The organism is Natronogracilivirga saccharolytica (assembly GCF_017921895.1).
GTDB classification, from domain to species: domain Bacteria; phylum Bacteroidota; class Rhodothermia; order Balneolales; family Natronogracilivirgulaceae; genus Natronogracilivirga; species Natronogracilivirga saccharolytica.
This window is the reverse complement of record NZ_JAFIDN010000001.1, coordinates 61,858-84,108: the sequence shown is the minus strand read 5'-3', so window position 1 is coordinate 84,108 and position 22,251 is coordinate 61,858. Positions and strand designations below refer to the sequence as shown.

Sequence of the window (22,251 nt, the reverse complement as noted above, 5' to 3'; positions counted from 1 at the left end):
AATCCTGTTATCACAGATAAATAATGTAATGCCAAAGCCTCGAATTGCAATTTTTACCGGCAACTATAATCATATTCGAGACGGTGTGTCAAATACATTGAACCGGCTGGTTGGTCACCTTGAGAGCAAGGGATACCCGGTTCTTGTGTTCGGGCCGTGGACTCCCGTTCCCGCTATGGAGCATGTTGGCAATTTTGTTCCCGTTTACGCTATTCCCGCACCAGGACGAGCTGATTACCGCATTTCACTCGGGTTCCCGGAAACCGAGCGCCAAAAACTCAGGGATTTCAAACCCGATCTGATTCATATTGCAACACCCGATATCCTCGGCCTTCATGCACTTCGGTTTGCAATGAAAGAGAATATCCCGGTTGTGACCTCGTATCACACACATTTTTCAAGCTATCTGAAGTATTACGGGCTTGGTTTTCTGGAGAAGTTGCTGTGGGTTTATCTGCATTGGTTCTATGAAAAATGCGAACAGTTGTATGCACCTTCCGAATCCATGATTGATGAATTGAAACGGATTGGTGTCAGAACAGAAATGAAGCTCTGGACCAGGGGAGTGGATACCTCACTGTTTCATCCACGAAACAGAAGCGAGGAATGGAGAAGGAAAAATGGTTTTCAGGAGGATGACATAGTAGTCACTTTTGTGTCCCGGCTTGTATGGGAGAAGAACCTGGAAGTTGTTGCTTCCGTTTTCAACAGAATCATGAACAGCAATAAATCCATACGCACCCTTGTCGTAGGTGACGGCCCGGCAAGAGATGAGTTTGCTCAAAAGGTTCCGGGAACGGTATTTACCGGATATCTTGGCGGTGTGGACCTGGCCAGGGCATATGCAAGCAGTGACATTTTTTTCTTTCCTTCAGACACCGAGTCCTTTGGAAATGTAACACTTGAAGCGATGTCCAGCGGTTTGCCTGCCGTAGTTGCAGAAGCTGTTGGCAGCAGATCCATTGTAAAAAATCATATTAACGGATTTCGAACCGAACCGGATGACAAGAGCGGATTTGCAGAATTCCTCCTTGAAATAAGTGTTAATCAGACGTTGCGCAGAGAAATGGCAGAGGCCTCACGGCAGCATGCCGAACTGTATGACTGGAGCCGGATACTGGATCAGTTGCTCCTCTATTATGGTGATGTGTTGAAAAGAAAAAATAACTGACGGGTTTGATTTTTTCCCAAAAATGATAAGTTCAGTTGTAATGGAATGATTCGATGCCGATAATTGATTGCGTATTATCCGCATTATTAGTTATTTTTAAAGCTTTATATAGCTCAATGCATACATAATAAATGGCTCGATCCGATCATAGTATTAATTCTGCTGACATCTTTGCAAAAGCCCATCAGTTTACAGCTGCAGATGAGGTTAAGGCGAAAGGATTATACCCCTATTTCAAACCCCTGACCGACACTGACGGCAATGTTGTTGTTATTGAAGGCAGGGAAGTCATTATGGCAGGTTCCAACAACTACCTGGGGCTTACCAATGACACCAGGCTCATGGAAGCTGCTCAAAATGCGATCAGCAAATACGGAACCGGCTGTACCGGGTCACGGTACTTGAACGGAACTCTTGATCTGCATCTTGAGCTGGAAGAAAAGCTTGCGAAATTCATGCGCAAGGAGAACTGCGTTCTCTTCAGTACCGGCTATCAGACCAATGAAGGATCTATCCAAACCATTGCCGGAAGAAATGATATCATTTTTTCTGACAAGGATAATCATACCTGTATAGTTGTCGGCACGCTGAGTTCTAATGCCAGGACCGTTCGCTATCATCACAACGATATCGCACATCTTAAAAAACTGATGGAGCGGGAAGATGCTTCGACCGGGAAAATCATTGTGAGTGACGGTGTGTTTTCCATGTCCGGCACACTTGCTAAAGTACCCGAACTTGTGGCACTGGCCAAAGAGCACAATGCCCGGGTTTATCTCGACGACGCCCATGCTATCGGTGTTATCGGTGAAGGCGGGCGCGGATCAGCTTCGGCTTTTGACCTTCTTGATGATGTTGACCTTATCAGCGGCACCTTTTCAAAGTCATTTGCATCACTTGGTGGATTCCTCGTCGGGGAGCGTTCCGTGATAGAGTACATCCGCCATCACTCTCCGGCCCATATTTTCAGTGCTTCCATGCCTCCGGCCAATGTGGCGACCGTTCTGAAAGCCCTCGAAGTACTTCAGGAAGAGACCTGGCGTCTTGAAAGGCTTGAAGAAATTTCCAATTACATGAGAAACGGTTTAAAAGAGCACGGCTTTAACATCTGGACGAGTGAATCCCCGATTATTCCCGTGGTTATCGGCGGTTTAATGGACTGTCTGGAATTCTGGAGGGACTTGTTTGACGAGGGGGTTTATGCCAATGCTGTCGTTCCGCCTGCTGTTCCAAGAGGCCAGTCGCTCATACGCACCAGTTACATGGCCACGCACACCAATGATCAGCTGGACAATATCCTTGATGCTTTCCGCAAAGTAGGCATTAAAAGGGGGATCATTGACCATAACGGACATTCTCTTATAGAGGTCTGATCAGTGGAACCAGTGCGCGAGAAGCATACAAAAAAAAGTGAAGAGAGCGGTAGTGACAGGCCGTCTGTTGCAAAAATGGATTTGCAGGGTGTCGTATTTGTTACCACAGAAGCAGAAAAAAAAGAATTTCTTGAATTTCCGTACCGTCATTATGCCGATGATCCCAACTGGACTCCCCCGTTAAAAATTCAGCAGAAAGAGCTGATAGACACGCGTAAAAACCCGTTTTACAAGGAAGCAGAAATTGCTCTTTTCCTGGCCTATCATAATGGAATACCGGCCGGACGAATAGCCGCGATCCACAATCATGCATATAATCGCCATAACAATGACAGCGCCGGCTTTTTCGGATTTTTTGAATGTATTCAGAATCAGTTTGTAGCTGATTTGCTGTTTCGGGTGGTCAGCGACTGGCTGCGTGAACGTGGTTGTACTAAGCTTCTGGGACCTATGAGTCCTGGTCTGCTTGATGAAATTGGGATTCAGGTCGATGGTTTTGATAAATACCCTGCAATCATGATGCCACACTCCAAACCTTGGTATGATCATCTGATAAAAAATGCAGGTTTGTCAAAAGAAATGGACCTTTTTTCATATAAGGTTACACAGGACTCCGTATCACATGAGCGGATGGACCGCGCGGTTGAAATTGTAAGGAAAAGAACACCGGGGCTTTCCATCCGCAAGGTCAACCTGAAGAATTTTGACCAGGAAGTGGACACGATACACCAAATTTTTAACAAAGCATGGTCAAAAAACTGGGGTTTCTACGAGATCAGTAAAGACGTGCTGGTGCATCTTGCAAAAGATATGAAAATGATCATTGATACGGATTTTGCTCACGTTGCAGAAATCGACGGGAGTCCTGTTGCGTTTTCAATAGCTCTGCCTGATTACAATCAGGTCTTCCGGAAAATGGACGGCACGCTGTTTCCGACCGGGTTTCTGAAGTTGCTGTGGCACAGAAGAAAAATCAATGCCATCAGAACAGCCCTGATGGGCGTATTGCCGGAATATCAGGGTCGCGGGATAGATGCTCTTTTAACAAGGGAGTCCATCGTAAACGGGATGAAACGAGGCTTTTATTCATCGGAAGTTGGATGGCTCCTTGAAACCAATACCGGAATTTTAAGAGTGGTTGAGCGGCTCGGTGCACAAAGGGAAAAAACCTACAGGCTTTATGGCCGGTCGCTGGTGTAGAAATCGCTATTAATTGATGCAGGATTGATTTCCCTCACATACGGGATCATGGTATCTGAAGATACCCTGTTTGCACAGTTGCAGTTACATCAGGGCTTGGAGAATCCCCGATGATTTGTAAAAGTTTATATTTTTGCATTACTTACTTCACTTGTGAGATTATTTTGGTTACTGTTCGAATCAACAAATGAACTATGTCTGTAAAAATGCCTGCCAAGATACCATCGCTGGTTATGAACAACTCTGAATTCAAGATTCGCTCAACTCCGATATCTGCTTTCACTAAAGAGGAGCTGCTGGCCGTATACCGCAATATGCTGCTTGTCCGAAGACTGGACGAGAAGATGCTGATTCTGCTCAAACAGGGCAAGGGACATTTTCACATCGGCTGCTCCGGCCACGAGGCCATTCAGCTTGCGGCAGCCATGACATTGAAATCCAAAACAGACTGGGCATATCCGTATTATCGCGACCTGGCATTTTCTGTTGGCCTGGGACTCACTTCCCGTGATATTCTTTCTTCGCATCTGAGCAAAGTAACAGATCCTTCGGGAGGCCGCCAGATGCCTTCTCACTATAACAGCAGGGAACATAAGATTGTCTCTGTTTCCAGTGCCATCGGAGCAAATTTTCTGCCCGGGCTCGGGACAGCCCAGGCATCGCAGTTTCTTGAGAAAGATGAAGTCATTTATATTTCAACAGGCGAAGGCGGTACGTCACAAGGTGTCTTTTTTGAATTGCTTAACTGGGCAACCCGCTGCAGGGCTCCGGTTGTGATCGTTGTTCAGGACAACAAGTATGCAATAAGTGTACCCGTAGCAGAGCAGACCAGTAATAACAGCATTTCAAAAACAGTCAGAGGATTCGAAAATCTCGAAATTTTCGAGGTTGACGGTACCGATCTGATGAATTCACACGCAGCTATGAAAAAAGCAGTTGGCCGGGCCAGAAAGGGAGAAGGGCCGTCGCTTGTTCATGCCCATGTGGTCAGATTGCTGCCACACTCATCATCCGACGATCAGAATAAATACAGAGATGCCGGGGATCTGGAAAACGATCGCAGGCACGACCCGATAGAAAAGCTAAAACAGCGTCTGCTATCTTCCGACATGGGCACCGAAAAAGAGCTGGATGATCTGAAACAGGAGGTCTTTGAGCAGGTCGAGGCCGATACAGCCTGGTGTGCTAAACAGGATGATCCAAAAGCCGAAGAGGCCTTGCTGCACGTACTTTCTGAAAATCCACCAGAGCATGAATATGAGAAAGGCACTCCCTCAGGTGAACCCGTTGTCATGGTTGATGCCATAAATCATGCCATGAAAGAGGAGATGGAGCGTGATGATAATGTTCTGGTATTCGGACAGGATGTCGCCGGGGGGAAAGGGGGTGTTTTTACCGCAACCCGGGGCCTGACAGAGAAATTCGGTGAACGACGGTGCTATAACTCACCGCTGTCAGAAGCATCGATACTTGGAACCGCCTGCGGTCTGGCCGTCCGGGGATTGAAACCGGTTGCGGAGATTCAGTTCGGAGACTATATCTGGCCCGGCATGGAGATGATCAAAAACCAGATCGACTCTCTTCGCTATCGCTCAAACAACCATTTCAGCTGCCCTATGGTCATAAGGGTTCCCATAGGCGGATATATTCACGGCGGACTATGCCACAGTCAGAATATCGAGGCAACGTTTGCCCATTTCCCGGGATTCAGAGTTGTCATGCCAAGCAATGCTTCTGATGCAAAAGGTATGCTGAAAACAGCTATAAGAGGTGATGATCCTGTTATATTTCTGGAGCACAAAGCTCTTTACAGGCAAGGATTTGCGCGCCGGCCGGAACCTGACTCCAATTACCTGGTGCCACTGGACAAGGCCGCTGTTGTACGTAAAGGGAGTGATGTTACGGTGGTCACCTACGGCGCAATGGTTCAGAAAGCACTGCTTGCAGCCAGAAAGTTTTCAGAAGCCGGCACAGAGCTGGAAGTCATTGATATCCGTTCCATGCTTCCCCTGGATATGGATACCATCCTTGCTTCTGTATCAAGGACAAACCGTGTTCTTGTCCTGCATGAAGATTACGAATACCTCGGTATGGGCGCCGAGATTGCCGCCCAGATTGCGGACAAGGTTTTTACCGCGCTGGATGCCCCTGTAAAGAGAGTTGCCGCAAAGTTTTCGCCTATTCCCTATGCCGCTCAGCTCGAGGATTATGTGCTTCCTAATGATAATGACATCCAAACGGCTCTTGAAGAGCTGATTCATTATTAATTCATTTATTATCCGCATATTTGCAGCTGAAGTAACCATACGTTAAACTGTTTACAATTACGGACTTGATCATGACAAAATTCAGAATTGAAAAAGATTCAATGGGCGAGGTGAAAGTACCTCAGGATGCCTACTATGCGGCTCAGACACAACGGGCCAAAGAAAATTTTCCCATCAGTGAAATGCGCTTTGACCGTGCGTTCATCCAGGCAGTCGGATATGTGAAACAGGCCTGTGCCATGGTCAATGATGACCTGGGCATGCTTCCTGACAATGTGGCTAAATATATTGTCAAAGCTTCCCAGATGGTTGTTGATGGAGAGCTGGATGATCATTTTGTGGTTGATGTCTTTCAAACCGGATCCGGTACATCCACAAACATGAACGCAAATGAAGTTATTGCCAATCGTGCCAACCATCTTGCGAGTCAGGACGGTGTCGATGTAAAAATCCATCCAAATGATCATGTGAATTTTGGGCAAAGTTCAAATGATGTTTTCCCGACAGCTATTCGTGTATCGGCGCTTCTTGCAGCCAGGCAACAGCTCATTCCTGCACTTGATCATCTCAGGAAAGCTTTTTACGACAAGGGACAGGAATATGCCGATGTCGTAAAAACGGGTAGAACTCACCTCATGGATGCAATGCCTCTGACCATACCCCAGCAGTTCGGTGGATATGAAAGGCAGCTCAGACTCGGTATTGAGCGGATTGATTCGGCGCTTGAAAGATTGCGCGAACTCCCGCAGGGAGGGACGGCCATCGGTACCGGTATTAATACACATGAAGAGTTCGGCAAGCGATTTGCTCAGAAAATTTCTGAACTGACAGGCGAATCCTTCACCGAAGCCATTGATCATTTTGAAGCCCAGGCTACCATTGATGCTCCTGTTGAGACCAGCGGCCAGTTGAAAACCATTGCTGTCGGACTGATGAAAATGGCTAATGATCTGCGCTGGATGAATTCAGGGCCGAACAGCGGACTTGGAGAAGTACAGCTCAAGGCGCTCCAGCCCGGCTCATCCATCATGCCCGGAAAGGTGAATCCGGTGATTGAAGAGTCTGTAACCATGGTTTGTGCCCAGGTCATTGGTAACGACAGCACCATCATGATTGGCGGACAGTCCGGCAATTTCGAGCTGAATGTCATGCTTCCGGTTGTCGGGTATAACCTGAATCAAAGCATCGTTCTGCTTGCCAATGCAGCGCGGAATTTTGCAAATCAATCCGTTTCCGGTCTGATTGTTAAAAAAGAGGCGATTGCTGACAAGGTAGGAAAGAACCCCATACTGGTAACGGCGTTGAACCCGGTTATCGGTTATGACAAGGCAGCGCAGATAGCAAAGAAGGCATTTGCTGAAAATCGTTCTCTGAAAGAAGTTGCGATTGAAATGACTGATCTGAGTGAAGAGGAGCTGGACAAAGCTCTTGATCCCATGAAAATGACCAAAGGGGGCTTTACCGAGTAAGATCCGTCTTTTTTCAGATTTGCCTTCAGCGGGAGAAGCTGAAGCATTGATTATAATCCGGACCCGGCCTGTGTGCCGGCTCCGGATTTTTTTATCTAATCAACCGGCAAACCAGCAGTCCATTTACATTTGCTACCAGACGAGCCAGGAGATGAAAAGGTCAAAAAGAATGAAAACCCAGACTGCCGGCAGGTATACCAATGATCCGTACAGCACCTTTCGGGCATTGTCTTTGGTTCTGGCCAGCTGAAACCTGAGGCCAAAATAAAGAAAGAACAGCCCGCTGAGAATCGCTCCGATCAGATAGACCAGTCCGATAAGATCGAGCATGAACAGATAGACACTTGCGGGGATCAGCATCAAAAGACAGCCGGAAATGGTCAGAGCGGAAATGATGCCTTCTTTGTCACTTTCGGGGAGCATTTTGAAGCCGGCTGATCTGTAATCATCATTGCAGAGCCAGGCAATTGCAACAACGTGAGGTACCTGCCACAGAAAAACAATCGCAAACAATACCCAGGCTGCAGGGTCGGAGACGGATCCTGTTGCAGCAGCCCATCCTCCAACCGGCGGGAGCGCTCCCGGAACCGCTCCTACCATCACATTCACAAAAGTGATGCGTTTAAGTGGTGTATAAAAACCAAGGTACAATACCGTTGTAAGAGCAGAGATCAGGCCGGTAAGCGGATTGACGAATATCAGCAGATAAAAGAACCCTGTGATGATGAGTGTGATCGAAAACAAGCAGGCATGTCCGGCAGAAATTTTTTTTGCCGGAAGGGGCCTTTTGACGGTCCGGATCATTTTTTTGTCCAGGTCCCGTTCAATATACTGATTGTGTGCCGCTGTACCTGATGCTATCAGAAAAGTGCCTATTGCCGCATTTACGAAAAGCATAAAGGAAAAACCGGAACCGGCACCCAGTATAAACCCAACACTCATGCTGAAAAGCACCAGAAGTGTTATTCCGGGTTTCGTCAACTCCAGATAATCTGATAGTAAAGTCTGGTTGGTATTGCTTTTCACTTCGGCAGGCTGAGCAGAGGCGGAATTCATTGCAAATGTGACTAATCCACTTAAAAACAAGTTCAAATAATACGAAAAATTCCAGTATTTTCTTTTCAATTTATTGGGCAATTATATTCCATAACAGTGCTCATCAATTCAGTTCATCGGTTACAATGTCAGAGACCACTAATGATGGTCTCTCATCTTTCCATCTGTAAAAAAAATCATATTTAATGTCCTGGCGTTCCGTTTTTTTGCAATTGAATGTTTTTCAGAAAACTGCAGTAATTACCATAGCAGTTACTTTTCTGCTGATTTTTATCGGGGGGCTGGTTCGTGCTTCCGGCGCCGGCCTCGGGTGTCCGGACTGGCCAAAGTGTTTCGGGCTGTGGATACCACCTCTTGATGCGGCTGATCTCCCATCCGGTTACGATCCTGATCAATTCAATGTGTTCAAAACCTGGATGGAGTATGTCAACCGTCTGGTGGGCGTCATCGTTGGTTTTTTGATTTTACTGACATTTGCCTTTTCAACAACATACATCCGGTCAAGGCCTCTGGTCTTCCTTTGTGCAACTGTATCGCTGATTCTGGTTCTGTTTCAGGGATGGCTGGGCGGACAGGTCGTGCAGAGCGGCTTGCAAAGCTGGTTGATTACGCTGCATATGGTTACTGCAGTGCTGATTCTGAACATGCTCATCCTCACGCTTTATCTTTCCGTGAAAGAGCGTTTCGATTTTAGTCTTGAAAGCGGGATTAAACGTCCCCTTGTTGCGGTGCTTGCAGTGCTGCTCCTGGTAACCGTTGCCCAGGTCATTTTCGGTACTCAGGTAAGAGAGGCACTGGAAAGTGTGCGTCAGGTGTATCCCGTGCTGGAGAGGTCAGAGTGGATTGACCGGGTCGGTGCCATAGATTTGGTGCATCGCAGTTTCTCATGGGTTGTTCTGATTATGGTCCTATTGTTTCAGTATATGGTGTGGAAATTCAAAACCGGACCCTACCTTTACATACTAGCTGCCATGACCACAGCTGCTACGCTGATGCAGATCATATTCGGAGCGGGACTGGTGTATCTGGGCCTCCCTCCGTCATTTCAGGTTTTACATTTGTGGGTTGCGGCATTCATGACATCAGTTCCGTTTGTGGCATTATTGATAGTCATTTCATCTGAAGATGAAAAAAAAGGAGTGCATTCCTATGAAAATTGAGGAGTTTTCCAACCGAAGGGATCTTGTTGATAAAATTGGTCGTGCCAAACAAATGGCCGGCGGTTCGCCTGTTATAATTGACCTGGGAGCAGGTCAGGGCGAGCTGGAAGTGTATCCGGCATCCTTGCGCAGCAATCCCAAAGGCGGAGTTTTCATTGCGGGAAAATATAACCTCAGAAAAGCACTGTTCATTCTGGCAGGTGAATCACTGAAGATAATGGAGGAATATGACGGGCGCATCATCGCCCGGTACAGTGATTTTGTTATAAAAAAATGCCGCTGGTCACGGACAATTGCGCGAAAGATCCGGGATACATTTCCGGAATGTGCTCCGGGAACGGGAGATAACGGACAAAATTGGGAAAAAAGCCTGGCTTTTGGTGATGTATTGGGTATGGCCGGACGTGCCCAGCTCAGAGCGTTTTCCGGAAAAGCCGGTCTTGCGTTCTCACGACAATGCATACACGAGCTCAGAGATCTGGATATCCATCCCGAAGATGTCATCGATGTGATTACATTTACCGTATTTCAGGAAGGGTTGCAAACCGGATATGCAGCAGAGGCCTGCCATCTCACATCAGAAGAAGATGTACAGGTGATGCTGGATGCGGGTTATACCCGGTTTTCGGTTGAGCCGGATCAAACGGACCTGTTTGCATGCCGTGAGAAAACAAAACATGAACTTCTGAATCATATGTTCGAAGTTCCCTGGATTGCCCTGCGCGACAAGTTTGAATTAATGCTGCACCGGTACAAGGGGCATCGCATAGAAATTTCTGCTATTGACACATCCGGGCATCCATATGAGGAAGATGAGCCACTTGTTGTCATACCAACGGAATCAGAAGTACTTGCAGCTATTGCCATGTTTGCGGACATCATACTTACTATGGAGGCGATAGAAGCCGTATTTGAAAAAGAAGGAGTAAGGGATAAGATCTGTGTGGATTTGTCATTCAATCGTTCCGGGGAGGTTTTGACTCCGTTTGAGCACTATTTTCTGATGAATGAGCTGCACCGGCATGATGTCCAGCCTGATTTTCTGGGGCCTGGCCGGCCGGATAAAAATCAATGGAAGCTGGCGAATCATACCAATGTCAAAGGTCTATCAGGAGATATTCGTTTCTTTAGTGACAGTCCGCCTGCGGGGTCAGGGTTGACACAGCATGGAATTGTACCTGATATCGGTTACACAACAGCTCTGGAATGTATGATTGAGAAGGATCCTGAGTTGTTTCGAATTATGTGGGATTCATCCAGGAATGTATTTGAAGATGCGAAAAAAGGGTCACATATCTCGCTTGAGATTCATCGGATACCAGGCAGTTCGGAATATCAGGATCCGGAACTGATGCAGCTGCTTCAAGGTGATCAAGCCGAAGAGTTTGTGAAGCTGGCCATGAGCAATGTGCTTTCACTCAAGGATGAACACGGGAAAAGATATCTGCGTCAGTCTCTCATGGATTTTCTGAATGAGCATGAAGACTTGTACATAGCCCGGCTTGCCTCAAAGTATCAATATTGGGTGGATACGTTTTTTGCAGATTAAAAAAGCCCGTCATTCTGTCAGGAATAACGGGCTGATTTTATTACAGGGACATATCTTGTTTGGATAGTTATATTAACACCTTGCAGGTGATAACGTTCCGGCTTGTGCCATTTTTTTCTATTCGTTTTGTAATTGATTACTGCTTTCGTGTTTATCGAAAATAATGGGATCTTCGTACGGCACGAGTTCTTTTTTCCCCTCTTTCACACTGGTAATAAGATCACGGTAGAAATATCCGCTGTTTTTTATGATGCGCTGTTGTGTACTGAAATCAACATGAACTATTCCAAACCGTTTTTCATACCCGAAACTCCACTCGAAATTATCAAGAAGCGACCAGGCATAATATCCTTTGAGAGGAATACCATCAGAAACGGCTTTTGAACACTGTTCCAGATGGTTTTTGAAATAATGAATGCGCCGGTTATCCTTTACGATGCCATTTCCGACTGAATCGGTATATGCACAACCGTTTTCAGTAACATAGAGATCCAGCGGGCCATATCGCTCAAATGCCCATTCAAGTACCTCATACAAACCTTCCGGATAAATTTCCCAGTTCATATCCGTAACCGGAGGTTTTGGCGGCCTGATGCCAACCTCAAGAAATGTGTCAGACTGATGTGCAATACGATTTGGTGAATAGTAATTGATTCCGAGAAAATCAATTTCAGTCGCTGCTTCGCTCCGTTCAGATTCAGTCCAGGCGGGTGTATACCTCCCGAATGCGTGATCTGCAACATCAGGGAAACTGTCTTTTAACCAGGGGTCTAAAAACAGGCGATTATGGTAAGCCTCCATGCGGCTGGTTGCTTCGATATCTTTTTCATCGGATGATGCGGGGATGAAAGGGGAGATGTTGCAGGCCAGACCGACCTCAATGGACTCTGAACATGAGCGTAATGTTTCAACACTCCGGCTGTGTGCCAGGAGAACGTGTTTCCATGCCATTGCGGCATGTGCCGGATCCCTGTATCCCGGTGCATGCTCTCCGGTAACCATGCCAAGATGCAAAAATACCCAGGGCTCATTGAACGTCACCCATAAAGGAACGCGATCAGCAAGACGGGATGCTACAGCCCGGGTATAGTTGGCAAACCAGTCCGGACTCTGCGGATGTGCCCAGCCTCCCTTTGCCTGCAGATGTTCCGGCAGATCCCAGTGATATAGCGTCAGCATTGGAGTGACGTCATACTCAAGCAGACGGTCTGTCAGCTGGTCATAGAAATCCAGTCCTTTTTCATTTGGCGGCCCCTCGCCGGCAGGAAGAATCCTGGGCCATGCTACTGAGAAACGGTATGAATCCAGGTTGAGCCTGCGAATGATTTCCAGATCTTTTTCCCAAAGTTCATAATGATTGCAGGCTATTGTGCCGTTATGACCGTTTTTTACTGCAAACTTCTTCTTGCAAAACGTATTCCAGATGCTTGGTTGTGCACCCTTTGCATGAGGGTGGCCCTCGATCTGAAAACTCGATGTAGCTGAACCAAAAAGGAAATTATCCGGAAAATTTAAACTCATTAGTCAGGAAAAAATGTTGCAAGAAGTATTATTACGTAATGTGTATGTATAATGCAAATAAATGCAAAAATTCATTAAAAGCAAACGGAACGCCCGTGCCGGTTGCCCGGCAGAATGTATGCCGGGACGCTCCGTATTGAAACATTTTGAAGCTCTGCATTAATTCAATATTCCTGCAGACAACGAAACAGATAAATGAATCTGTATAACAAAATTTTTAATGAGCTGGAGCACTTGCTCTGTCTTCTGGAACATCCAGATAGAACCGGGTGCTTTCATCACCAATCATGAGGGTATAGTAGCCACTTTCAATAACATCATCTCCCATCTTGTCTGGATAGTACAGGTGGTCTTCGGGAGTGATCCTGAAAGAAACCGTTTGTGACTCGCCGGGTTCCAGCTCGATTTTCTCAAAATGCTTCAATTGCCGGACAGGGCGTGTAATGATGCTTACCTCGTTCCGGAGGAACCAGAGTACATTCTTCTGCCCTGCCATCGGACCATGATTGGTAACGATTGCTTCAGCAGTCAGATAATCATCCGGACCAATCTCTTCTGAATTAATCTGCAGATCAGAGATCTCAAATTCAGAGTAGCTCAAACCGTGTCCGAATTCCCAGGCTGCGGTAACTCTGTCGGTGTGCTTGTGATCATATGTTGTAAAGTGGCTTGGTTCAGCAGGATATGTGAATGACAGTTTTCCGCTCGGGTTGAACTTGCCGGATATAATATCGGCAACAGCTTCACCGCCCTTGAATCCGGGAAGTCCGGCAAACAGAATGGCATCACTGTTTCTTGCTGACTCCGACAGAACTCTCGGACGTCCGCCGACATATACAAGTACCGCTGGTGTTCCTGTTTCAAGAACGACATCAGCCAGCTCAAGCTGTTCCTCATAAAGTGTAAGATCGTTGATATCACCTATGAATTCGGTATATGGCTCCTCACCGAGTGCCATTATGATAACATCAGCACCCGCAGCCGCATCTTCAAAACGCTGCCGCTCTGAGTCGCCTTCTTCACCAATGGATTCCATAAGGATAACTTCGGAATCACTGAAGGTACTGCTGATGCCGGTATAGATGGTATGGATGTCATCCGGGTACATCTCCTCCGGACCTCCCTGCCACTCGAGGGTCCAGCCACCGCTTAAATCTCTTTTCGAGTCTGCTCTGGGACCGACAACAAGTATCTTCTGTGTTTGATCGATATCAAGCGGCAGAAGGCCGTCGTTGTTTTCAAGCAGCACGAGCGACTCGCGTGCAGATTGCAGAGCTTTTTCTTTATGCTCTTCGGCACCTACCAGATCAAAGAAGTCGGTTGTGGGAAAAGGATTTTCAAAAAGTCCCAGCTTAAACTTGAGCCGCAGCACTCTTCGTACTGATTCATCAATTCGCTCTTCTGTCAGTTTACCCTCTTCTACGAGCTCTTTCATGTGGTAAACAAAGTCGAAAGACTGAGGCGTCATGCTGACATCAATGCCCGCTTTGATGGCAAGATAAGTTGCTTCTTTTTCGTCAACCGCTATATGATGATAATGTTCCTGCTGGAATCCGACCTCATCAAGCTGAGTCAGTTTGATAATATCCGCCCAGTCAGTAAGTATGACGCCTTCAAATCCCATTTCATCTCTGAGCAGGTCGGTGAGCAGGGGTTTGGATGCATGTACGGGAACACCGTTCACCTCTCCACTGTTGACCATGACAGTTTTGATACCGGCATCAACAACAGCCTGGAAAGGCGGGCGATGAACTTCCTGCAGATTTTGCCATGACAAGTCCACCGGAGAACGGTCGTGACCGCTCAATGGTGTTGAGTATGCAATAAAGTGCTTTGCTGTAGCAGCCATTCTGTGCGGGGCAACACGGTCTTCACCTTCGAGTCCTTCCGTATATGCAGCGCCGAGAACAGAAGCCAGGTGGGGGTCTTCCCCGTATGTTTCATAAAACCTCGCCCAGCGTGGATCGCGGCCAATGTCCAGGACCGGTGCAAAATTCCAGTGATGACCGAGGTGCGCGGACTCAAGTACAGTGATTTTTCCCATCTGGCGGGACATCTCTGTGTTGAAGCTGTTGGCCAGGTTAATGTTATGTGGAAAAATGGTGCTTTCAAGCAAATAGCTTGCTCCGTGCATGTGGTCGATTCCGTATATCATCGGAATATCGAGCCGTGATTCCTCAATGACAATTTCCTGCAGCTCGCGTGTGAAATCATACCACCGTTGGGGTGTATCGGCAAATCCGTTCAGGAAAGATCCGATCTGATAGGTTGCAGCTACATTTCGGGCTCTTTCAGGGTCCAGCTCTACTTCATGCTCTCGATCAGTGTTGATTTCTGAAATGTTGATCTGAGTCATCTGCCCGATTTTTTCTTCCAGGGTCATTCGTGAGAGCAAATCCTCAACCCGGTCCTCGATTGGAGCTTCCGGATCCTGATAAACCATGACATCAGAGGATGCCCGGCCAAAAGGGTATACCAGCGCCAGACCGACGATCAGCACCGGTATTATCAAATAGTAACGGTAAGAAGAATGTTGTTTCATATCATTATTCATCTTGGTGGGTAATTATTTCAGTGTAAATATGGAGTCATGTGTATTGTCTCCCGCGTTTTACTTGCATGCAGTGCGGTTTCGCCGGGGTACAACATTGATTTGCCTTGTAATACTGCTGCTGCTTGTGCTTGAATAATAATGCAAAAAAATGAAATAGTAAAAAATATTGCACTGTTAATGAAAAATTATTGTATTGCCGGTATTGCCAGCTCGGTGGATGACCGGGTAGATTTGGGGTTTTGGGTGAAAATACAATTTCTGTCGAAGTCACAGTTGTTGCACATCGGTACCTATCCTGTGCTTCACGGTATAAGTAACAGTAAAATAGTGCTTAGAGGCTTTTCAGGGCAGGTGCGCGCACCAGGTTCGGTTATCTGGCCGGCAGGATGGAACGTGCTCTCATAGCAGGAATTATCATTTTATGATGAAAAAAAATTGCATTGTTTGCGCCAAGATTAAAAATTTTGTATATATTGGTTAAGAGTGAGCCTGCACTGAGATGAAGCACCTGGTGAATGTTCTGGAAACGGGATTATCATCAAAAAATGGCCGCTCCTTTGCTCTCCGTGCAAAAGATTCAAAACGGATTATGTTATTACGCTACCTTAATCAGATAAATCAAAAATTAAACCAGCATGCACAGATACAAATCATTATTACTAATCTTAATTGCGGTGATGCTAGTCGGTGCTGTTAATTATGCCGATGCACAGACCGTAAGAGGTACCGTTGTTGACGCAGAAACCGGTGAAGAGCTGATCGGTGTCAACATCGTGTACGAGGATACCGATATTGGTACGGCAACCGGCACTAACGGCGAGTTTTCACTTTCTGTTCCGGAGCTGTCGGGCACCCTGACCTTCCGCTATGTCGGTTTCGTTACAAAAAACGTGGAAATTGACGGACGTGAAGAGATCACTGTCAATCTGGAACCCGATATCATTTACGGTGAAGAAATGATCGTTGTCGGTTATGGCTTGCAGCAGCGAAGCCTTGTTACCAGCGCTATTTCACGTATGGAAGCCAGAGAAATTGAACAGGCTGCACCGCTGCGCGTCGAGCAGGCACTGCAGGGAAGAACTGCAGGTGTAACCGTTATGCAAAACTCAGGCCAGCCGGGTTCCGGTGCAACTGTCCGGATTCGTGGTATCGGTACTACAGGTGATGCCGAACCTCTTTATGTTGTAGACGGGATGCCGGTTGGCGGCATTGACTACCTGAACCCTGCTGACATTCAGTCCATAGAGGTCCTCAAGGATGCCTCTGCTACTGCCATCTACGGTGCCAGGGGTGCCAACGGAGTTGTGATGATCACAACCCAGGAAGGATCACCCGGACCCATGCAGGTCAGCTACAACGGCTATGTCGGCTTTCAGAACCCCTGGAGAGAGACAAACCTGCTGAACGCTCCGGATTATATGAAAATCATGAATGAAAGTTATGCCAATGACGGGCGAACTATTCCATTTCCTGACATCGATGACCGAATCAGTGAAGTAGGGCAGGGTACAGACTGGCAGGATGAGGTGTTCTTTTACAATGCTCCGGTGACCGATCACACGCTGCGTTTTTCCGGAGGTTCGGAAACATCCACCTACTCCGCATCCATGTCATACCGGCAGCAGGATGGTATTGTGGCTGAAGGCAAGTCCAACTTTGAGCGACTTTCTTTCCGTGTTAATTCGGATCATACCCGTGGCCGTCTCAATTACGGGACAAGAATGACCTACACCAACAAGACTACCCGCGGTATCGATCCCAACGAAGAGTTCGGCGGCATCATGGCACGGGTCGCAAATATCGATCCGGTAACACCGGTGTATGATGAAGACGGTAATTTTGCCGAGTCCCCCTATGCATCTCAGGAAGTTGTCAATCCGGTCGGTGCTATCGATATCATCAATTCCGAATGGAACGAAAACAAATTTGTTGGCGGTGTCTTCGGTAACTTCAACATCACCGACAGGCTGAGTGTTCGATCAACGCTTGACCTTGACCTGGCTTATGGTGACAGCCGGACATTCATTCCGATTTATGATCTTGGAGGAAATGAGTCCAACAGCACGACTACTGTGAGCCAGGAACGGAATGAGTGGTTTACCTGGCAGACAAGCCACACGATCCGCTACCAGGATCAGATTTCTGACCACAATTTCAGTTTGCTTGGCGGATTTGAGCTTTTGGACTACCGTAACGAGTACCTCGGCGGAACAGCCTATGACCTGACCATGGAAACCTATGACAATGCATGGCTTTCTGTTGGCACAGACGAAGAAAATCAGACCAATTTCGGCGGTCAGGGTATTGAATCGCTGGCATCATTTTTCGGCCGGGTAAATTACGATTACGACAACCGGTATATGTTTGAAGGTGTTCTGAGGTTTGACGGTTCTTCCAAGTTCGGACCTGATAACCGATGGGGAACGTTTCCTGCCTTCTCACTTGGCTGGGTTCTCTCCCGTGAGGATTTTCTCAAAGATAATGATTTCATCAGCTTTCTTAAGCTTCGCGGAGGCTGGGGACGTAACGGAAGTGACAACATCGGACAGTTTACCTACACCCCGCTGATTACAACACACGCCGGCTACGGTTTCGGGATGGATCCGTCTGTAGTAACAGGAGCCTATCCTTCACAAATTGCAAACCCGGCTCTGAAATGGGAGCGCTCGGAACAGACGAGTGTCGGACTTGAAACGGCATACCTGGATCACAGGGTATATTTCAACCTTGACGTTTACGACAAGCGAACCAAAGGCCTGCTCTTGTCCGCTCCGATTCCAGCGTTTATCGGAAATGCTCCTCCCACAATCAATGGCGGGAACATTCAGAACAGAGGAGTTGAAATCGAGGCCGGATACCGTCAGATCCTGGATGACTGGCAGTTCAACTTCAGCCTGACGGGTACCATCAACCGCAATGAGGTTACCTCTATTGACAATGAAGAGGGACGACTTTTCGGAGCCGGCGTTTCCACTGCTATGGATCATGTGGCCATGGCCATGGAAGGTGAGCCGATTGCTTTCTTCTGGGGATATGAAACGGCAGGAATTTTCCAGACTCAGCAGGAAGTTGAGGACCACGTAAACTCCGAAGGTGAAATAATACAGCCCGATGCGCGTCCCGGTGACCTGATCTTTGTTGACCAGAATGATGACGGTCAGATTACTGATGAAGATCGTGTCAAAATCGGAAATCCCTATCCTGATTTCACGATGGGTCTCAATATTGACATCGATTTCAGAAACTGGGATCTGAACATGTTCTGGTACGGGTCATTCGGCAATGACATTTTTACCGGTGGAAGACGACGCCACGATCTTTCCATGCCGAACTGGCAGGATGATGTACTAGATCGCTGGACCGAAGAAAATCCGTCCACTGATCATCCAAGAGTTACAATCGATGATCCGAATGGAAACTATGTCCGACCATCCGATTTCTTCATTGAAGACGGATCATATGTGAGACTGCGAAATATCAGCCTTGGCTACACTCTGCCCGGCAGCTTTACGGACATGATAGGTGCAAGCAGGCTGAGAGTGTATGCAGCTGCGCAGAATCTGCTGACATTCACCGGCTATTCCGGACATGATCCTGAAATCGGCTCCAGCTGGGCGCTTGATGTGGGTATCGACCGTAACATCTATCCGCAGGCCCGCACCATCACCATGGGTATCAACCTCGATTTTTAATCATTAATTCAAAGCTGTTATGAAAAGACTAACGTTAATTATTACTCTCTTTGGCCTGTTGCTGCTTTCCGGCTGTGTTGATGATTTCCTTGAGCACACGCCGCCGGTTGAGCGAACCCAGGACAATTTCTTTCAGTCTGAAAGGGATGCCCAGCAGGCCCTGTTCGCCGTCTATGAAGTGCTGACCTTCCATCATGGACGAGACAATCAAGGCTTTCACCCGTTCGATCTCATCTCCAATGTACTTTCGGATGATGCTTTCGGCGGTGGATCCGGTCCGGGTGACCAGCCTGAAATACTCGAGTTCAACCGGCATAATATTTCCGTAACCAACGGTAAGGCTCTCGGAATCTGGTCTGACCGCTTTACGGGAATCTACCGGGCAAATTTGCTGCTCGACAATATCGATGATGTTTCTTTCGACAATGAAGAGACCCGGGCAATCATGGCTGCAGAGGCTCGCTTCCTGCGTGTTCTGTTCTACTATGACCTGGTTCGCTTCTTTGGCTATGTTCCGCTTGTCGAGCGGCCGCTGGTAGCTGAAGATATCCGTATCCCCCAGGACGATCCGGACGATGTCTACAATTTCATGATTACCGAATTGCTGGATATCATTCCCGATCTTCGTGATAACATCCCGTCCAATGAGATGGGAAGAGCATCCTCATGGGCTGCGAAGTCCATGCTTGGCCGTATTTTCCTGTACCACAGGGATTATGCGCAGCCGGTGCTTGGTGTCGGCAACCCGCCGGTAAGTGAATCCGAGGTAATTGGACACCTTGAAGATGTGATCAACAACAGCGGTCATGAACTGCTGGATGATTTTGCTGATCTCTGGGGCACTGACGGAAACAACAACAATGAGGCCATTTTCTCGGTTCAGCACATCGAAACCTCATTTGGTGACTGGGGCTTTCTGAACGGATCGATCGGCAACTGGGCATCCCAGATGACAGGTCTGCGTGGTGTCGGTTTTCATCCGGAGTATATCTCTGGGTGGTCTTTCCAACCCGTAACAGGCGACCTGGCGGAATCATTTGATGAGGATGCAGATTCACGCTATTTCGCGAGTATCCTGGATCCGGTTGAGGAAGGAGTAAATCACGACGCAGACGGAATGCATCAATGGCGTGGATTCGCGTTCAAGAAGTTTTATCCTCGTCGTGCTGACCTCCCATCCGTCAATCTAGAATTCAACTGGCCTTACAACCGTCCGGTTATCCGTTTTGCGGATGTTCTTCTCATGGCCGCTGAACTCGGAGCATCCGATGCCCAGAACTACTTCGATCAGGTCAGAATGAGGGCTTACGGCGATGACTTCGAACAAATTCCGGTCAATCGTGAGAACATCATGGAAGAGAGAAGACTGGAGTTTGCCGGTGAAGGAAAAAGGTACTGGGATCTTCTCAGGATGGGTCTGGATACCGCCGCGGAAACAATTAATGCACGTGCCGACGGTGACATCCGGATTGAATTTCGGACCGAACGGCTGGGTTTGCTGCCGATTCCACAATCCGAAATCAACCTTTCGGACCGAACACTTGAGCAGAACCCCGGCTACTGATTCAATTGACTAACCTGTGACCCCCGGGAAATATTTCCCGGGGTCACAGGGATCTTTTTTTGTTCACCGGAAGGCATGCAATCTTTCCCCGGACAAAACTATTCATACATCAACAAAAATTACTATTTTTAGAGGATTACTAATGTATCGTTTTATTTTTACCGTAATAATTGCAGCCTTACTGCCCGTATCAGGTTTGTTCGCACAGACCACTAATAATGTATCTGAATCAAATTCTGCAGGACCGGATGGCGTCGTCATTGCCGACACCGTTGATGATGAACCCGAACCGGACCTGACCCCCGTATCACTGCCTCTTGATTTCGAAGATCAGGATATCAACTGGGATAATGTATTTCTGGGCTTTGAAGGCGCCCACGTGGATGTCATTGAAAATCCGCACAAAGATGAAGATAACGACAGCGACTATGTAGGACGCATGGTAAAGGATGCTGTAATCTACTGGGCAGGAGCATTCTTTCTTGTAGACGAACCATTCTATTTTGATGATGAAAATTATACCATCAGTATGGACGTCTGGTCACCCCGCAGTAATGTCGGGATCAATTTGAAAGTCGAGCAGTTCGATGGTGAAAACGAGGTTGATGCTTTTGCAGTGACTTCAACCAGCGGAGAGTGGGAAACATTGACATGGGAATACAGCGGCGCCAATGTACTTCATGACTGGGATCAGATTACCATGATATTTGACTTCGATGAAGGCCAGGACGGAGATGGCGGCGAGGACTGGACCTGGTACTTCGACAATCTTGAAGTCAATGCAGCTGACCCGGATGCCGAAAGACCCGAAGGCCCTGCTAATCCGGAGGATTTGCATCCTGTAACACTGCCGCTTGATTTTGAAGATGAGGATTACAACTGGAATTTCGCCTTTTTTGGATTTGAAGGAGGATTTGTCGAGCGCGTGGAAAATCCCGATCAGTCAGACCGCAACAGCAGTGACTGGGTAGGAAAAATGATTAAAGGTGCCGGACCTTTCTGGGCAGGTGCATTCACACATATTGATGAAAGTTTTACCATAGATGAAAATGCCCCTGCCATATCCATGAAAGTCTGGTCACCCAGAGAAGATGTTCCCATATTGATGAAAGTTGAACAGCAGGATGGCGAGGCCGAATATGAAGTCGTCGGTAATACCACAAAAAGTCAAGAATGGGAGGAGATGATCTGGGATATGTCCGGTGCCGGTTTTGAAACCGAATGGGATGTGGTAACCTTGATTTTCGATTTCCAGGAAAGTGGTGTAGGAGACGGTGGCGAAAGTTCAACCTGGTATTTTGATGACCTGGAAGTAAACGTAGAATATCAGCCTACCAGCATTGATGAATCCGGTGACCTTACACCGGCGGCATTTAATCTCGAGCAGAATTACCCGAACCCGTTCAATCCGGAGACACAAATCCGGTATGAAGTCCCGGAGCAGTCTGAGGTTACGCTTGAAGTATTCAATCTGATGGGCCAGCGTATCGCTGTTCTCGCCAGTGGCACACACCAGCCCGGGCAATATACCGCATCATTTGATGCCAATGACCTCGCCAGTGGCGTGTACATTTACCGCCTTCAGGCAGGCTCATTTTCACAGACAAAAAAGATGATGTTTGTGAAGTAATTTGGTTTAACAATCATCTCGATTAAGCGCTATCTGATTAAGCAT

General features: G+C 47.4%; 13 protein-coding genes. 10 read left to right on the top strand and 3 right to left on the bottom strand.

Annotated features, from left to right (window positions below; all coding sequences use genetic code 11):
• The first annotated feature begins 85 nt into the window (after window positions 1-85).
• The 5 genes from NATSA_RS00330 to NATSA_RS00310 all read left to right on the top strand — a co-directional run bounded on the left by NATSA_RS00330 (window position 86) and on the right by NATSA_RS00310 (window position 7,480).
• Window positions 86-1,171, top strand: coding sequence for a glycosyltransferase family 4 protein (locus NATSA_RS00330; protein WP_336244663.1), 1,086 nt, complete (start codon window positions 86-88; stop codon window positions 1,169-1,171).
• Between the two features lie 131 nt (window positions 1,172-1,302).
• On the top strand, window positions 1,303-2,544 hold the full coding sequence (locus NATSA_RS00325) for an aminotransferase class I/II-fold pyridoxal phosphate-dependent enzyme (RefSeq protein WP_210509335.1): 1,242 nt from the start codon (window positions 1,303-1,305) through the stop codon (window positions 2,542-2,544).
• A 12-nt stretch (window positions 2,545-2,556) separates the two neighbouring features.
• Complete coding sequence (locus NATSA_RS00320; RefSeq protein ID WP_336244662.1) at window positions 2,557-3,744, top strand: hypothetical protein; 1,188 nt, start codon at window positions 2,557-2,559, stop codon at window positions 3,742-3,744.
• Window positions 3,745-3,977: 233 nt separating this feature from the next.
• Window positions 3,978-6,011, top strand: coding sequence for an alpha-ketoacid dehydrogenase subunit alpha/beta (locus tag NATSA_RS00315; protein ID WP_210509334.1), 2,034 nt, complete (start codon window positions 3,978-3,980; stop codon window positions 6,009-6,011).
• A 71-nt stretch (window positions 6,012-6,082) separates the two neighbouring features.
• Window positions 6,083-7,480 carry a class II fumarate hydratase gene (locus tag NATSA_RS00310; protein ID WP_210509333.1) on the top strand — a complete coding sequence of 466 codons (1,398 nt, stop codon included), beginning with the start codon at window positions 6,083-6,085 and terminating at the stop codon, window positions 7,478-7,480.
• 132 nt (window positions 7,481-7,612) lie between these two features.
• Here the strand turns inward: NATSA_RS00310 and cyoE are convergent, their stop codons facing one another.
• Complete coding sequence (gene cyoE, locus NATSA_RS00305) at window positions 7,613-8,536, bottom strand: heme o synthase (protein WP_210509332.1); 924 nt, start codon at window positions 8,534-8,536, stop codon at window positions 7,613-7,615.
• Window positions 8,537-8,721: 185 nt separating this feature from the next.
• On the opposite strand from cyoE, the gene NATSA_RS00300 reads away from it, so the two are divergent.
• Both NATSA_RS00300 and NATSA_RS00295 read left to right on the top strand, forming a co-directional pair.
• Entirely contained in the window at window positions 8,722-9,696 is a 975-nt protein-coding gene (locus NATSA_RS00300) for a COX15/CtaA family protein (protein WP_210509331.1), read from the top strand.
• Window positions 9,686-11,245: a tagaturonate epimerase family protein gene (locus NATSA_RS00295; protein ID WP_210509330.1), complete on the top strand. Its 1,560-nt coding sequence runs from the start codon at window positions 9,686-9,688 to the stop codon at window positions 11,243-11,245. Before NATSA_RS00300 ends, NATSA_RS00295 begins: the two co-directional genes overlap by 11 nt.
• 117 nt (window positions 11,246-11,362) lie before the next feature.
• On the opposite strand, the gene NATSA_RS00290 is transcribed toward NATSA_RS00295, so the two are convergent.
• Window positions 11,363-12,766, bottom strand: coding sequence for a GH1 family beta-glucosidase (locus tag NATSA_RS00290; RefSeq protein ID WP_210509329.1), 1,404 nt, complete (start codon window positions 12,764-12,766; stop codon window positions 11,363-11,365).
• 217 nt (window positions 12,767-12,983) lie between these two features.
• Entirely contained in the window at window positions 12,984-15,308 is a 2,325-nt protein-coding gene (locus NATSA_RS00285; RefSeq protein WP_210509328.1) for a glycoside hydrolase family 3 N-terminal domain-containing protein, read from the bottom strand.
• Between the two features lie 647 nt (window positions 15,309-15,955).
• Here NATSA_RS00285 and NATSA_RS00280 point away from each other — a divergent pair.
• The 3 genes from NATSA_RS00280 (at window position 15,956) to NATSA_RS00270 (ending at window position 22,206) form a co-directional block, all read left to right on the top strand.
• A complete protein-coding gene (locus tag NATSA_RS00280; protein ID WP_210509327.1) occupies window positions 15,956-19,012 on the top strand; it encodes a SusC/RagA family TonB-linked outer membrane protein in 3,057 nt (1,018 codons plus the stop codon).
• A 19-nt stretch (window positions 19,013-19,031) separates the two neighbouring features.
• Complete coding sequence (locus NATSA_RS00275; protein WP_210509326.1) at window positions 19,032-20,576, top strand: RagB/SusD family nutrient uptake outer membrane protein; 1,545 nt, start codon at window positions 19,032-19,034, stop codon at window positions 20,574-20,576.
• Between the two features lie 142 nt (window positions 20,577-20,718).
• Complete coding sequence (locus tag NATSA_RS00270) at window positions 20,719-22,206, top strand: T9SS type A sorting domain-containing protein (protein ID WP_210509325.1); 1,488 nt, start codon at window positions 20,719-20,721, stop codon at window positions 22,204-22,206.
• The last annotated feature ends 45 nt before the right edge of the window (window positions 22,207-22,251 follow it).